Raw genomic sequence first — 13,228 nt, 5'->3', positions numbered from 1 at the left:
GGAGGCGCGTGATGACCGTGCTGTTGCGCGAGGCGATCGGCGACCGGCTCCGACACGCCCGCACGAACCAGCGTCGAACGCTGCGGGACATCTCCCGCGCCGCCAGGGTGAGCCTCGGATACCTGTCCGAGGTCGAGCGTGGGCAGAAGGAGGCGTCCAGCGAGCTGCTGGCGTCCATTTGCGAGGCCCTGGAACTTCCGCTGGGCGAACTCCTGCACAAGGTCGCGGCGGACGTCTCGGCGATGGACAACGTCGAGGTCGCTCCGGTGGACGAGAAGGTCGAGGCCGGCAAGCGGCGCGTTCCGGAGCGGGAGAAGACCGAAGCGGGCGAGCTCGAAGGCGGCCGCCTGGTGTCCGAGCTGATCGGCAACGACCTGGCCGATCTGCGGATCTCGCCACCGCCGCGGATGAGCCCCGCCCTGCGGACGACCATCTCCGCACCGAAGATGGTCGCCGCCTAGCAAGGTTGTGAACGGGGAAGGCCCCAGGCAGTCCGCCTGGGGCCTTTCCCGTCAGTTCGCGACGCCGTCGAACGTGCCGGCCTGGTACGAGCCGCCCTTGGTGTGCGTGATGACGAGCAGCCGGTTGGCGGCGTTGATCATCGCGACCAGGTAGACCAGCGCTGCGATCTGATCGTCGTCGTAGTGCTTCCGCACCTGGGCCCAGGTCTCGTCGGAGACGCCCGGGTGCGCGTCGACGATCCGGCTGCCTTCCTCCGCGAGCGCCAGCGCGGCCTGCTCGGCCTCGGTGAACACGGTGGACTCGCGCCAGGCGGCGACCAGGTTGACGCGGACCGCGGGTTCGCCGGCGGCCGCCAGGTCCTTGGCGTGGGCGTCGACGCAGAAGCCGCAGCCGTTGAGCTGGCTGGCCCGCAGCGACACCAGTTCCTGGGTGACCTTCGGCAGCGTCGACCCCTTGATGGCCACACTGACTCCTGCGAAGCGCTTGCCGATCTTCGCGCCGAGCTCGTTGCTGTTCAGATCGAAACGGGTATCCATGATCTCGTCCTCATTCGTGGTCGTTGGCTGAACCGGACGACCACCAGATGCCGCGAGCCCGGTAGCCCTGACAGCATCGGAACGTGACGTGCGCCACGCAATCGACGTGTCAGAAATCGAGGGGACGCGGCGTCTGGTGGGGGACACCGCCGCCGAGAACAGGAGCCATCCATGTCCGACACCGCCACGGAGGCGTTCGTCGCCCACCGGAACCTGCTGTTCACCGTCGCCTACGAGATGCTCGGCTCGGCCGCCGACGCCGAAGATGTCCTCCAGGAGACGTGGCTGCGCTGGTCGGGCGTCGATCTAGGCACCGTGGAGAACCCGCGGGCCTATCTGGTCCGCATCACCACCCGGCAGGCGCTCGGCAGGCTGCGCACGCTCGGCCGCCGCAAGGAGTCCTACGTCGGCCCATGGTTGCCTGAACCGCTGCTCACCACCCCCGACGTGGCCGAAGACGTCGAGCTGGCCGACAGCGTCTCGATGGCGATGTTGCTGGTGCTGGAGACCCTCACGCCGACCGAACGCGCGGTGTTCGTGCTGCGTGAGGTGTTCGACGTGGCGTACGGCGAGATCGCCGAAGCCGTCGGCAAGACCCCGGCCGCGGTCCACCAGATCGCCCACCGGGCCCGGGCGCACGTCGCCGCGCGGCGGCCGCGAGGTGCCGCGTCCCCCGGCGAGACCCGGGACGTGCTCGACGCGTTCCACCGCGCGGTCCGGACAGGTGACCTGCAAGGACTGCTCGACGTCCTCTCGCCGGACGTCGTCTTCCTCGGCGACGGGGGCGGCGTGGTGCAGGCGGTGCTCGAACCCGTCGTGGGCGCGGCCATGGTCGCGCCGCTGCTGGCCGCGAGCCGCCCGGTCCGCGACGACGCGGCGACGATGCGGACGGCGCAGGTCAACGGGCATCCCGCGCTGATCCTCCGGCTCGGCGACGAGGTCGACACCGTCCTCGCGCTGCGCGTCGACGACGGCCTCATCACCGGGCTCTACGCGGTGCGGAACCCCGAAAAGTTGTCACGCATGGAACAGGAGACCGCTTTGCGCCGCTGACTCCGGCCGTTTTCACCCACGGTCACCGGACGGTGAACCCGAAAGGTCGCGGACATCACAGTCAGGGGGATCCCTGAATTCCGTCGGGGTCGCCTGGAACGCGGGACGCCGACCTGACACGATGGAACTCAACGCCGGGGTCGGGACGTTGCAACATCACAGAGGGGACGCCCCACCTCGAGGTAACAGCCCGTGGGATGCGAGAAGGCAGGCGGAGGAGATGGCCAACCCGTTCGTGAAGTTCTGGAAGTACATGATGGCGGCGTTCTCGTCGAAGATCGACGAGCACGCCGACCCGAAGGTACAGATCCAGCAGGCCATCGAGGAGGCGCAGCGCAATCACCAGTCGCTGACCCAGCAGGCCGCCTCGGTGATCGGTAACCAGCGCCAGCTGGAGATGAAGCTGAACCGCCAGCTCGGCGATGTCGAGAAGCTCCAGGCCTCGACCCGCCAGGCACTGGTGCTCGCCGACGAGGCGCGCGCCAAGGGCGACGAGCAGAAGGCGACCGAGTTCGAGAACGCCGCGGAGAGTTTCGCCGCGCAGCTCGTCACCGCCGAGCAGAGCATCGAGGACCTGAAGACCCTGCACGACCAGTCGCTCCAGGCTGCGGCGCAGGCGAAGAAGGCCGTCGAGCGCAACGCGACCATGTTGCAGCAGAAGCTGGCCGAGCGCACCAAGCTGCTCTCGCAGCTGGAGCAGGCGAAGATGCAGGAGCAGGTCTCCGCTTCGCTGAACCAGATGAGCGAGCTGGCGGCGCCGGGCAACACCCCGTCACTGGAAGACGTTCGCGACAAGATCGAGAAGCGCTACACCACCGCGCTCGGCTCGGCCGAACTCGCACAGAACTCCGTCCAGGGCCGGATGATGGAGGTCCAGGCCTCCACCACGCAGCTCGCGGGGCACTCGCGCCTGGAGCAGATCCGCGCGTCCATGAAGGGCGACTCCGTCGCTCAGGTCACGGACGGCAAGACCGCCGCCGCGGCGCCGAAGGCGTCGGGCTCCGCGGACATCCAGCGTGAGATCCAGGCTCGGGTTCAGGCCGAACAGGGCAAGAACCCCGCCTGACACACCACCTAGAGCCGGTCCCGCACCCCGCGGGGTGCGGGACCGGTCTCACACTGACGACAGGGGCGAGGGCAATGGGCCAGGGCAGGCGCAAGGACTTCGGGGAGTTCACCGCCAAGCTTGAGAAGCACATCGAAAAGCTGCCCGACTACGCCCAGCGCGCGCAGGAGAAGCTGCAGCGCTACATCCCGCCCTCCGAGCAGGGGTCTTCGCGGCCCGCTCGGCCGGCGCCGCCCAAGCCGCGTCCGCAGATGCCGCCGATGCCCGCCATGCCGAAGATCTCGCAGCAGCTGACGTCGATGGCCGCGGGCCAGATCCCGGTCGTGGCCGACGCGAAGGCCAAATGGGCCCGCTGGAACGAACCGGCCGCCAAACTGGAGCGACGCAAGCGCCGGACCTCCCGCGCGATGACGTTCTGGATCCTCCTCACCATCCTTTGTGGACTGTTCGCCGTCGTCGCGGGCACCGGCCTGCTGAAGGCGGGCGAGGCCGACATCCTCCAGGCCATCGCGGGCGGCGCGTTCGCCATCGTCTTCGGTACCTTCGGCGTCCGCTCGGGGCTGCGGCTGCGGGAACTCAAGCGCACCGTGCTGCCCGCCGCTCCCGCCGCTCCGCCTCCGCTGCCTCCGGCGCGGTCTGTCGCGCGAGAGCCGATGGAGCGCCTCGCCGAGAGCGAGGCTTCGCTGACGGAGCTGCTTCGCCAGCTTTCGCAGCCGACGTCGCTCGGCACCATGCCGGTGTCGGAGATCGCCGTCGCGGACGCCCGGACCACCGCCGCGGAGGCCGCGCAGGCCCTGCGCGGGCTGGCGAGCCGGATCCAGGCCATCGAACGCGGACGGGACGCCGCGCCCGAGCGCGAACGGGGCGCCCTCGACGCCGCCATCAAGCAACTGCGCGAACAGCTCGACGACGGTCTCGACGGCTACGGCGGCCTCGTCGCGGCCGCCGGGCACACCGTCGCCGCGAGCTCGGACGGCATGACGTCGTCCAAGGAGCAGCTGTCCGACGCGACCGACAAGCTCGCCGGACTGGCCATGGCGCTGCGCGAGCTCTCCTGACGCGCGACTCGCGTGATCAGAGGCGTATCTCGCGTGCTTGGAGGCGTATCTCGTGAGTTACGCGTTCAATCACGCGAGATACGCCTTCAAGCACGCGAGTTACGCTTAGCCGGGTAGCGTCTGAGCAGGCGCTTTCCTGGACCATCGTCTCATTCGTCGTCGCTAATACTCCATTGCGTAACGACTCGCTCACTGTGTGATACCGAAACGCTCGCGTAACCCGAAACCGCTGGTGGAGGCAACCCGCGATGCCTAACGTTTCTCACATGCACGCAGTGCTCTTCCCAGCTCGGGCCTGAACCCAGCCCGCGTGAGCGGGCGTCCCAGGGTGGCGGACCGGACACAGTGGATCTCGCGCAGTGGTCTTTCTCGTCCCCACCGAGGAAAGGACGCCCAGTGACGACGCTTCCCCCGGAACCAGAACCGACCCCAGCCCCGACTCCCAGTTCCTACCAACGCGTCATAGCGGCCTACGACCGGATCGCCGAGGTCGACCGGCCCGACGTGTGGATCGCCCTCCGCCCTGTGGAAGACGCCCTCGTCGACGCCAAAGCGGTCGATGAGCGCGTTCGCGCGGGTGTGGACCTGCCGCTCGCCGGAACCCTGCTAGCGGCCGCCGACGTGCTCGACGTCGCCGGTCTTCCGACGGCGGGGGAGGACGTCTGCTGTGTCGGCGCCACCTCGGTGTCCCGGCTGACCGCGGCCGGTGCGGTGGTGATCGGCAAGACCAACTGCGATCGGTTCGGCAGCGACCTCGAGCACACCCACAGCCCGTACGGCGGCGTGAGCGCCGCACTGAACACCGCCCGCGTGTCCGGAAGCGCGAGCAGTGGCGCGGCCGTCGCCGTCGCGCTCGGGCTGGTCGATCTGGCGGTCGGCACGGATACGGCGGGAGCGGGCCGCGTGCCCGCCTCGCTCAACGGGATCGTCGGGCTGAAGCCGACCTTGGGCCTCGTGCCCAAGACGGGCGCAGCGCCGTGTGCCGGGATCTTCCTGTTCTCGCGCAGTCTCACGCTGGGCCAGCGCGCGCTGGGTCTGATGACCGGCCCCGACGGGATCGACCCGCTCGCCAGGGACTGGCCGCCGGACGTCCGGCTGTCCGCGGGGGATCGGCCGCGCGTGGCGATTCCCGGCTCCGACGCCCTCACCGGTCTTTCGCTCCAATCCCGGTCGGCCTTCCTCGGCGCGGTTTCGGCGCTGCGGGCGTCCGGGGCACTGGTGGAGCCGGTGGAGGTCTCGGCACTGCTGTCGGTGGGCGAGCTGATCCACGACGACGGCTTCACCGCGGACAGGCAGCGCGTCGCCGAGGCCGGGATGATCGCGCTCCGGATGCTGTCCGAGTACGACGCCCTGGTCCTCCCGACCGTCGCCGACCATCCCGAGGTCGCCGAGGCGTTGTCCGATCCGGAAGGTGTCACGAAACGCCTGGAGCGTTTCACGGCTTTCGTCAACCTGCTCGACCTCGCCGCGGTCACGGTGCCGGCGTCGCCGTCGGATCTCGGGCCGTACGGGGTTTCGGTGGTGGTGCGGCCGTTCGACGACCAGGTCGCCATCGACCTCGCCGCCGTGCTCACCGACGAACAGGCCGACTTCCCTTATCCCACAGCGGGTGCGGATCTCGTGGTGTTCGGCGCGCATCTGCGCGGGCAGCCGCTGAACGGGCGGCTGGTCGCCGCGGGAGCGCGGTTCACCGGGCTGGTCCAGACCGGCGAGGGTTACCGGATGGTGTTGCTGCCGTCCGATCCGCCGCAGCCTGGGGTGGTACCGGTGGACGCCACGGGCGAGCACACGATGCTTTCGGGTGAACGCTGGCGGCTCTCGCCCGCCGCTCTCGGTGCCTTCGCGGCCACGCTGCCCGCCCCGTTCGTCCTCGGCCGGATCCGGCTGGAGAACGGGGAGACGCCGCTGGCCGTCCTGTGCGACCAGGCCGCCACGGGGAACGCGATGGAGCTGACGAAGTACCGATGCTGGCGTGCCTACCTGAGGTTCGTCAGTACGGCCGGGCCGCGAGACCTCGGGCGACCCGCTTGACCAGACCGGGACCGTGCAGGGCGAAACCGGTGTAGAGCTGGACGAGACCGGCGCCGGCGTCGAGCATCCGTGCGGCGGCGCCGGCGTCGAAGATCCCGCCGACGCCGATGATCGGCAGCTTGCCGCCGGTTTCGTCGTGCACGAACCGCACCACCTCGACCGAGCGCGCGGTGAGCGGGCGGCCGGACAGTCCGCCCGCCTGCTCACCGACGGCGGCTTCGGGCGGAGCGATCCCTTCGCGGGACAAGGTCGTGTTGGTCGCGATCAGCCCGGCGACACCGTGTTCGAGGCAGACCTCCAGCAGTTCCGCGAGCGCTTCGTCGGTGAGGTCGGGGGCGACCTTCACCAGTACCGGCGTCGGCTTCGTGTCGCCGGCGAGCTCGGCCGAGGTCTTCCGCAGTTCGGAAAGCAGTTCGGCCAGCGCGGATTTGTCCTGCAACGCCCGCAGTCCCGGCGTGTTCGGCGAACTGACGTTGATCGCGAAGTAGTCGGCGTACGGGTACAGCGCCCGCAGTGAGAACCGGTAGTCCTCGACGGCCTCGTCGAGCGGGGTCACCTTGGATTTGCCGATGCTGACGCCGAGCGGCACCGGCGGCTTCCCGCCCGCGGCGAGACGGGCGGCGAGCGCCTCGGCGCCCTCGTTGTTGAAACCCATCCGGTTGATCACCGCGTCGGTCTCGGCGAGGGTGAACAGCCGCGGTTTGTCGTTGCCCGGCTGCGGATGCCGGGTGACCGTGCCGACCTCGACGAAACCGAAACCGAGCGCGGGCCACGCGTGCAGCGCGCGGCCGTTCTTGTCCATCCCGGCGGCGAGGCCGACCCGGTTCGGGAAGCGGAGACCGAGGAAGGTGACCGGATCGTCCGTCCGGTAGACGCGGCCGAGCGCGCCGAGCGCGGGGGAGACCCGGCTCAGCCTGGCGAGCGTGCCGATGGTGCGTTCGTGCACGGTTTCGGGGTCGCTGCCGGAGACCCGGTAGAGAGCGGGGCGGACGATCTTGTCGAAGAACACGGCCCCATCATGCCTGGCGGGTCAGTCGCCGCCGCTTTCGGTAAGCCGGATCCGGGCGAACCCTCGGTCCAGCAGCGACAGCCGGTCCGCCGTGCCCCCGGACCGCAGCCACGCACTCGACACGGCGTCGAGAACTGCCGTGGCCGCGTTCGTGAGCAGGTCCGCGGTGAACGCGTCGAGTCCGGCGCCAGGCCGGTCACGCAGCGCGTCGCTCACCCGCTGTCGCCACTCGGCCCGGCGTTGTCGTAGCCGTCCGCCGAGGGCGGGAGTCGTCTCGATGAGGCGGAGGGTCGCCAGTGTCCGCTCGCTCGCGTGAATCTCTTCCTGCCAGCGTCGCAGGACGTGCTGGAGGGAGGCCCAAGGATCTTCTTCGGCGGGTCGCGCGCCGAGGTCGGCGACCACCTTCTCGCCGGTGAGGTCGATGCCGTCGAAGACGACGTCCTCCTTGGCGGGGAAGTAGCGGAAGAAGCTGCGTTTGGTCAGCCCCGCCGCGCGGGCGATCTCCTCGACGGTCGTTTCCTCGAAACCTTGGCGGGCGAACAGGCCGATGGCCACCTCCGCGAGTTCGGCCCGTACCGCCCGGCGCGTTCGTTCGCGCAAACCCTCCGACATGCACCCCAGTCTACTTTGTGTCATTTGGTGTCTATGATGACACCAGGTGACAACTTTGGAGGTCTGATGAAGACGATGGAAGGCAAGACGGTGCTGGTGACCGGGAGCACCGGCGGCATCGGCAAGGAAACCGCCCGGCGGCTCGCCTCGCTCGGTGCCGGGGTGATCCTCGTCGGGCGCGACAAGGCGCGAGCCGAGTCGGCGGCGGAGGAACTGCGCCGGTCCAGCGGGAACAGGGACGTCAACGCGATCACGGCCGACCTGTCCCGGCTCCGTGACATACGCCGTCTAGCCGAGGAGGTCACCGCGCGAGCCGGCCGTCTGGACGTGCTGATCAACAACGCGGGGGCGACGCGGGCCCGTCGTGAACTGACCGAAGACGGGATCGAAAGCGCGTTCGCGGTCAACGTCGTCGCGCCGTTCAGTCTGACCCAGTGGCTGCTACCCGCTTTGAAGGAGGCCGAAGCGGCTCGGATCATCAACATCACCGGCGGCATCCCTCGCGGCCGGATCGACCTCGACAACCTTCAGGGCGAGAAGTCCTACGTGGGTCTGTCGTTCTACAACCAGACCAAATTGGCGCAGATGGCGATGAGTTACACCTTCGCGGAGCGGCTCGCGGGGACGGGCGTGACGCTGAACGTCGCCTATCCCGGCCACGCCTCCACGTCGATGAACAAGGGGCTCACCATGGGCACCTACCCGCCGCCGGCCCGCCCGATCGTGCCGCTGCTGCGCCTGATCATGCCCGTGCTCTACGGCCGCCGTGCCCTGCTCAAGGCCACGGAGTCGAGCGTGCACCTGGCCGCGAGTCCCGAGGTCCGGACCACGAGCGGGGCCTACTTCTCCAGCAAGGCCCGGCCCGTCCCCTGGCCCGACGCGGTCCTGGACGACCACACCAGGGCCGCGATCTGGGACCTCTGCGAGAAGTTGCGCGACCATCGCGTGCGGCAGTGGGCCACCGACGCGAAGAGCTAGCGGCTCGCCTTCCACTCGTCTTCGAGCATCGCGAAGACGAGTTCGTCACACCATTCACCCTTGACCAGTTCGTTGTGCCGCAGGTGCGCCTCCTTCTTCATGCCGAGGCGTTCCATCAGCGCGGTCGAGGCGGTGTTGCGGCCGTCGCAGCGACCGATGATCCGGTGGAGCCCGAGATCTTCGAAGCCGAGCCGGAGTACCTCGACGGCGGCTTCGGCGGCGAGGCCCTTGCCGTGGTGGTCGGGGTGGAAGACGAAGCCGATCTCGCCCTGGCGCTTCTCGCTGCTGAGGTATTCGAGGTTCAGGTCGCCGATCAGCTGCCCGGTCTCGGTCAGCTCCGCGGCCACCGCGAGGAACTGGCCTTCCTTCGACAGGCTGCTGCTGTGCACCCGTTTGGCGAGCGCGGCGGCGGATTCGGCCCGGCTGCGCGGGCCCCAGTAGAGGTAGCGGGCGACGTCGGCGCGGGACTGGAAGGAATTGAGTTCGTCGAGATCCGCCGAGGTGAAGGCGCGGAGTGTCAGGCGCTGGGTGATGATCGGGAAGTCGGGCCTCAACATGGCGTCAGGCTATCCAGTCTGCGCCGGTTCCGGGGGCGGAACAGCGGCGGACGGTCTTCCAAGGCGACGGGTGGTTCCCTCCGGGCTCGCAAAAGGGTCATATCCCGGATATAAGGGTACCCCCGAGGCGGCTCCCGGACGCCGGAATCGGCGGCCGGGCCCGAGCCGGACCGGTGCTCGGGAACCTCGGGGGCCCGGTGACTGCCTGGTATTCGCTATCAGGCATCACGCGAAGCAGAGACGACGAGCCGAAGGTGGCTCCAACTTGCGTTGTATCGCTGCTCAAAAGTCCTACGCGTGCAGTCCGCTAGCGGACAGTCACCTCACGAGTCCTGTTGGAATACAACTTTGGACCACCTCCTCTCTCGTGTACCGCCACGCTATGCGAGGACTTCGGGGTCCTGCAACAAGATTTCTTCGATCTCCGTCTCCAGGACGGTCTTGTCCGCCGAAGGCAGAAAAGACGCTTCCACGGCGTTCTTCGCGAACCGGGCGATTTCGGTCGCGTTCAGGCCCAGCGTTTCGGCGACCGCGACGTACTCGCCGTCGAGGGTGGCGCCCTGCAAAACGTTTCCGTGGGCCTCCGGCCCGAAAGAGGCGCGCGACGGCGAAGTCTCCGTCGGGCGCGGAGCGCCCTTGGGGAGCCCCTTCGGCCGGGTCGATGTCGCTGCTGTCGAGTGACTTCTCGCCCGCCGAGACCGAAGGACACCAGGCCTTCGGGGCGTTCGCGGAGCGCGAACACGACCGTCTCACGGCCGGCGACGATCCCCTTCTCGCCGGGAATGTCGAAGCACCAGGCCAGTTCCACCCCGTGGTCAGCCCGTGCCGCCGTCGAGGACGTGGTTGTACGGCGTCGCGCACCAGCGAAGTCACCGCCAGGTAGTTGCGGAGGAAATACGGGAAGTCGCGGAAGGTGAAGAACTCGGCGAGCGCCGCGGGGTCGGTCGGCACCCCCGCGGACGGGCGGCGCCTGGCCAGTTCCAGCACCGTGGGCAGGCTCGCCGAACCGACGAGATGGACGTGGAGTTCGACCTTCGGCAGGGCGTGCACGAACGCGCGCAGCGCCTCGCCCGTGAGGACTCCGGGCATGACAAAGCTCCCTGGGGAAAGAAGTGAAGGTGACGTGCGGAGGAAGCGGGCGGCTCAGGGAGCGAGGTCGCCGCGTTCGGTGTCGGCCCCGTAGAGCGGGAGCTTGAAGAGCGTCACCAGGCCGGCTTAGCGGCTCGGAGCGGGTCCGGACTGGCATTTCGGGCAGAACCAGGTCGGCCTCGCCTGGTGCCCGGCACCCTGGGGCGCGACCCGGAGCGGTCCGCCGCAGCGGAAGCAGCCTTGTTTGGTCCGTTCGTAGACCCAGTGTTCACGGCCGCGGCGCAGATCGCCGGTGGTGGTCTGCGAGGTGCGCCACGCGTTGGTCTTCAGCAGCTTGCGCCCGAGCGCGACGGCCTTCGCCGGGTCCACTTCGGACACCGGCGTCCATGGTGTGACGCCGAGCAGGAAGCACATCTCGACCTTGTACATGTTGCCGATCCCCGCCATGATCCGCTGATCCAGCAAGGCATCGCCCAGTTCGCGATCCGGGTCCGCGGCCAGCGCGGCCGCCGCCCGCTCCGCGAGTTCGTCCGTCCACTGTGGATCGAGCAGATCCGGGCCGAGGTGACCGACCAGCCGGTCTTCCTCGTCCGTGGGCACGAGTTCGAGGTCGTGCACGCGGAATCCGATCGCCTGCAGATCCTCGGTGGCGAGGATGACCCTCGCCTGATGCGCCGGGTTGCGCCAGCGCGCGCCCGCCCGGTAGACGTCCCACTTGCCGTCCATGCGCAGGTGGCTGTGCAACGTGATCCCGTCGGAGAACCGTGTCAGCAGATGTTTGCCGACCGTGCCGACGCCGAGCACGGCACGTCCGGCGAGATCGGTCGTGGCCAGCTGAGGGACCCTGAACTCGCCTCGCAGCAAGGTCTTCCCGGCCAGTGCCTTGTCGAGGACCTTGCCTGCGAGGAAGACGGTGTCGCCTTCGGGCATCGGACGTCAGCCCGTGCCGGTGTCGCTCAGCTTGGCGGGCTTTTCGGTGGTCTCCGGATCCTCGTCGCCGCGGACGCGATGCCGTCCGGCCCGGCTCGAGCGCAGCACCTTCGCCAGCACCATGTTGAAGGTGAGCGCGATCTCCTGCGCGCCGGGGGAGTGCCATTCGTGGATCGGGCTGCACGCGCCTTGGGCCTGCTGCACCGCGAGCCTGTCCGGGATGGCCGTCGGCATCACCAGCGGGCCGAAGTTCTCCCGCAGTTCGGCCACGCGGAACTGGTGCTCGTAGGAACGCACGCGGAGCTTGTTGACCACGACACCGATCGGCCGCAGCCCCGGGTTCTGCTCCTCGCGGATCTTCTCGATCGCCTCGAGCGCCCGGCGGGCGCCGGAGACGGCGTACATCGTCGGCTCGGTGACGATCAGGGCGCTGTCCGCGGCCACCAGCGCGGAGCGGGTCAGCCTGCCCAGCGACGGCGGGCAGTCGAGGATCACCAGTTCGTAGGGTTCCTCGCGCAGCGGGTTCGTGTGCAGTTCGTCGAGCGCGCGGGAGAGATTCTCCAGACGGCGGTTGTCGGCGTCGGGCTCGTTGAGCATTTCGAGCTCTTCGGCGCCGACGAGGACGTCGATCCGGTCGCTCCACACGCTGGGCGCGATCGCTCGTTCGAGCACCGAGCGCACCGGCGTCTCCAGCACGTCGGCCAGCGTGCGATCGGTGAGGGGCGGGTCCAGCGAGGTGGTGGCGTTGCCTTGCGGGTCGAGGTCGGCCACGAGAGTCCGGGCGCCCCTACGCAGCGCGGCGGACGCGACACCGAGGGCGACCGTCGTTTTACCGACGCCACCCTTCAGGCTGAGAACAGCGACCGTGTGCACTCGATACAGCCTACGGGCAGTCGGCGGGGTGGCTCCTTGGCAAGGTGTCGAACACCGCATCGGACTACACCCGGCGGCGCCCGGAAGGCGGGCATTACCCTGTGCGTTTATGAAGACGGACACCGTGGCCACGCGGGGATCGGGGGCGGTTCGCCGGGTTCTCGAAGCAGAACTCCGGGCCGCACGGGCGCGAGGCGCACAACAGCCGCACGTCGTCGACGTCGGCGGCGGCAGCGGCGGCTGGGCGGTGCCGCTCGCCTCGGCGGGCTGCCTGGTGACCGTCGTCGAGCCGAACCCCAACGCGCTGGCGACCCTGCGCCGCCGCGCCGAGGAGGAGGGCGTCTCCGGCAGCATCACGGTGATCGCCGACGACTCCGACGCGCTCGGCGCCCACGTCGCGGACGGCTCGGCCGACCTCGTCCTCGCGCACGGGCTGCTCGAAGTCGTCGACGACCCGGCGCTGGTGCTCGCCGCACTGGCCGCCGCGGTCAAACCCGGCGGCGCGGTCTCGGTGCTGGTGGCGAACCGCCACGCCGCGATCCTGCAGCGTGCGCTGGCCGGACGGCTCGGCGAGGCACGGGAACTGCTCGCGGCGGAGAGCGGCGTGCTCGGCGGCGGCCGGGAGACCGTGCTGCGGCGCTTCGACGCCGAGGCCCTCCGTACGCAGCTGATCGACGTGGGGCTCGAGGTGACTTCGCTCCAGGGCGACGGCGTCGTGGCGGACTTCGTGCCCGGCGGCGTGCGGGAAGAGGAGCTGGCGGAGTTCGAGCTGGCGGCGGCGTCGGTTCCGCCGCTGCGGGACATCTCCAGCAGGCTGCACTTCCTGGCCCACCGCCCCTGACCCGTTTGAGACTCGACCGGCTCGGTACCGAAGTTTCTTGCCCGCCTGAGGTACATGAAGGACCCCTTCCTTGCGCCTGGCGCAAGGAAGGGGTCCTTCATGTACTGGGGAAGGGGGCTTCACGGGCCAGGCC

General features: G+C 69.3%; 14 protein-coding genes and 1 pseudogene. 7 read left to right on the top strand and 8 right to left on the bottom strand.

Annotation, left to right across the window (positions count from 1 at the left end; all coding sequences use genetic code 11):
• The first annotated feature begins 11 nt into the window (after window positions 1-11).
• Window positions 12-461: a helix-turn-helix domain-containing protein gene (locus tag ACLJO0_RS23740; protein ID WP_199746542.1), complete on the top strand. Its 450-nt coding sequence runs from the start codon at window positions 12-14 to the stop codon at window positions 459-461.
• Window positions 462-512: 51 nt separating this feature from the next.
• Here ACLJO0_RS23740 and ACLJO0_RS23735 read toward each other — a convergent pair whose 3' ends face one another.
• Entirely contained in the window at window positions 513-998 is a 486-nt protein-coding gene (locus ACLJO0_RS23735; protein ID WP_410580573.1) for a carboxymuconolactone decarboxylase family protein, read from the bottom strand.
• Window positions 999-1,169: 171 nt separating this feature from the next.
• Between ACLJO0_RS23735 and ACLJO0_RS23730 the strand changes: the two genes are divergently transcribed.
• The 4 genes from ACLJO0_RS23730 to ACLJO0_RS23715 all read left to right on the top strand — a co-directional run bounded on the left by ACLJO0_RS23730 (window position 1,170) and on the right by ACLJO0_RS23715 (window position 6,206).
• Window positions 1,170-2,051 (top strand): RNA polymerase sigma-70 factor, encoded by an 882-nt coding sequence (locus tag ACLJO0_RS23730; RefSeq protein ID WP_125785299.1) that lies wholly within the window; start codon window positions 1,170-1,172, stop codon window positions 2,049-2,051.
• A gap of 220 nt (window positions 2,052-2,271) precedes the next feature.
• The gene (locus ACLJO0_RS23725; protein WP_125785300.1) at window positions 2,272-3,117 is read left to right on the top strand and encodes a PspA/IM30 family protein; all 846 of its coding nucleotides are present in this window, start codon (window positions 2,272-2,274) and stop codon (window positions 3,115-3,117) included.
• Window positions 3,118-3,191: 74 nt separating this feature from the next.
• Window positions 3,192-4,175: a phage shock envelope stress response protein PspM gene (gene pspM, locus ACLJO0_RS23720; protein WP_410580572.1), complete on the top strand. Its 984-nt coding sequence runs from the start codon at window positions 3,192-3,194 to the stop codon at window positions 4,173-4,175.
• Window positions 4,176-4,571: 396 nt separating this feature from the next.
• Entirely contained in the window at window positions 4,572-6,206 is a 1,635-nt protein-coding gene (locus tag ACLJO0_RS23715) for an amidase family protein (RefSeq protein WP_410580571.1), read from the top strand.
• Here ACLJO0_RS23715 and ACLJO0_RS23710 read toward each other — a convergent pair.
• Together ACLJO0_RS23710 and ACLJO0_RS23705 are read right to left on the bottom strand one after the other, a co-directional pair.
• Window positions 6,166-7,215: a quinone-dependent dihydroorotate dehydrogenase gene (locus tag ACLJO0_RS23710; protein ID WP_410580570.1), complete on the bottom strand. Its 1,050-nt coding sequence runs from the start codon at window positions 7,213-7,215 to the stop codon at window positions 6,166-6,168. The genes ACLJO0_RS23715 and ACLJO0_RS23710 overlap by 41 nt on opposite strands.
• A 21-nt stretch (window positions 7,216-7,236) precedes the next feature.
• Entirely contained in the window at window positions 7,237-7,827 is a 591-nt protein-coding gene (locus ACLJO0_RS23705; RefSeq protein ID WP_410580569.1) for a TetR family transcriptional regulator, read from the bottom strand.
• Window positions 7,828-7,893: 66 nt separating this feature from the next.
• On the opposite strand from ACLJO0_RS23705, the gene ACLJO0_RS23700 reads away from it, so the two are divergent.
• Complete coding sequence (locus ACLJO0_RS23700) at window positions 7,894-8,805, top strand: SDR family NAD(P)-dependent oxidoreductase (protein WP_410580568.1); 912 nt, start codon at window positions 7,894-7,896, stop codon at window positions 8,803-8,805.
• On the opposite strand, the gene ACLJO0_RS23695 is transcribed toward ACLJO0_RS23700, so the two are convergent.
• From ACLJO0_RS23695 to ACLJO0_RS23675, 5 genes and pseudogenes are all read right to left on the bottom strand, one after another.
• Complete coding sequence (locus tag ACLJO0_RS23695; RefSeq protein ID WP_125793397.1) at window positions 8,802-9,362, bottom strand: GNAT family N-acetyltransferase; 561 nt, start codon at window positions 9,360-9,362, stop codon at window positions 8,802-8,804. The two genes, ACLJO0_RS23700 and ACLJO0_RS23695, sit on opposite strands and share 4 nt — an antisense overlap.
• A 380-nt stretch (window positions 9,363-9,742) precedes the next feature.
• On the bottom strand, window positions 9,743-9,928 hold the full coding sequence (locus tag ACLJO0_RS23690; protein WP_410580567.1) for a hypothetical protein: 186 nt from the start codon (window positions 9,926-9,928) through the stop codon (window positions 9,743-9,745).
• A 349-nt stretch (window positions 9,929-10,277) separates the two neighbouring features.
• Window positions 10,278-10,451: pseudogene (locus tag ACLJO0_RS23685) on the bottom strand (adenosine deaminase); the annotation flags it as partial.
• A gap of 126 nt (window positions 10,452-10,577) precedes the next feature.
• Window positions 10,578-11,381, bottom strand: a complete 804-nt coding sequence (locus tag ACLJO0_RS23680; protein WP_410580566.1) for a DNA-formamidopyrimidine glycosylase family protein — start codon at window positions 11,379-11,381, stop codon at window positions 10,578-10,580.
• A 6-nt stretch (window positions 11,382-11,387) separates the two neighbouring features.
• Window positions 11,388-12,254: a ParA family protein gene (locus ACLJO0_RS23675; protein ID WP_125785307.1), complete on the bottom strand. Its 867-nt coding sequence runs from the start codon at window positions 12,252-12,254 to the stop codon at window positions 11,388-11,390.
• 109 nt (window positions 12,255-12,363) lie between these two features.
• Between ACLJO0_RS23675 and ACLJO0_RS23670 the strand changes: the two genes are divergently transcribed.
• Window positions 12,364-13,095: a methyltransferase domain-containing protein gene (locus ACLJO0_RS23670; protein WP_410580565.1), complete on the top strand. Its 732-nt coding sequence runs from the start codon at window positions 12,364-12,366 to the stop codon at window positions 13,093-13,095.
• Window positions 13,096-13,228 lie beyond the last annotated feature (133 nt).

Origin of the sequence: Amycolatopsis sp. lyj-108, from assembly GCF_046549005.1 — a bacterium.
Lineage (GTDB): Bacteria > Actinomycetota > Actinomycetes > Mycobacteriales > Pseudonocardiaceae > Amycolatopsis.
Note: the sequence above shows the minus strand (reverse complement) of the source record. Positions and strands in the feature narration are given on the sequence as shown.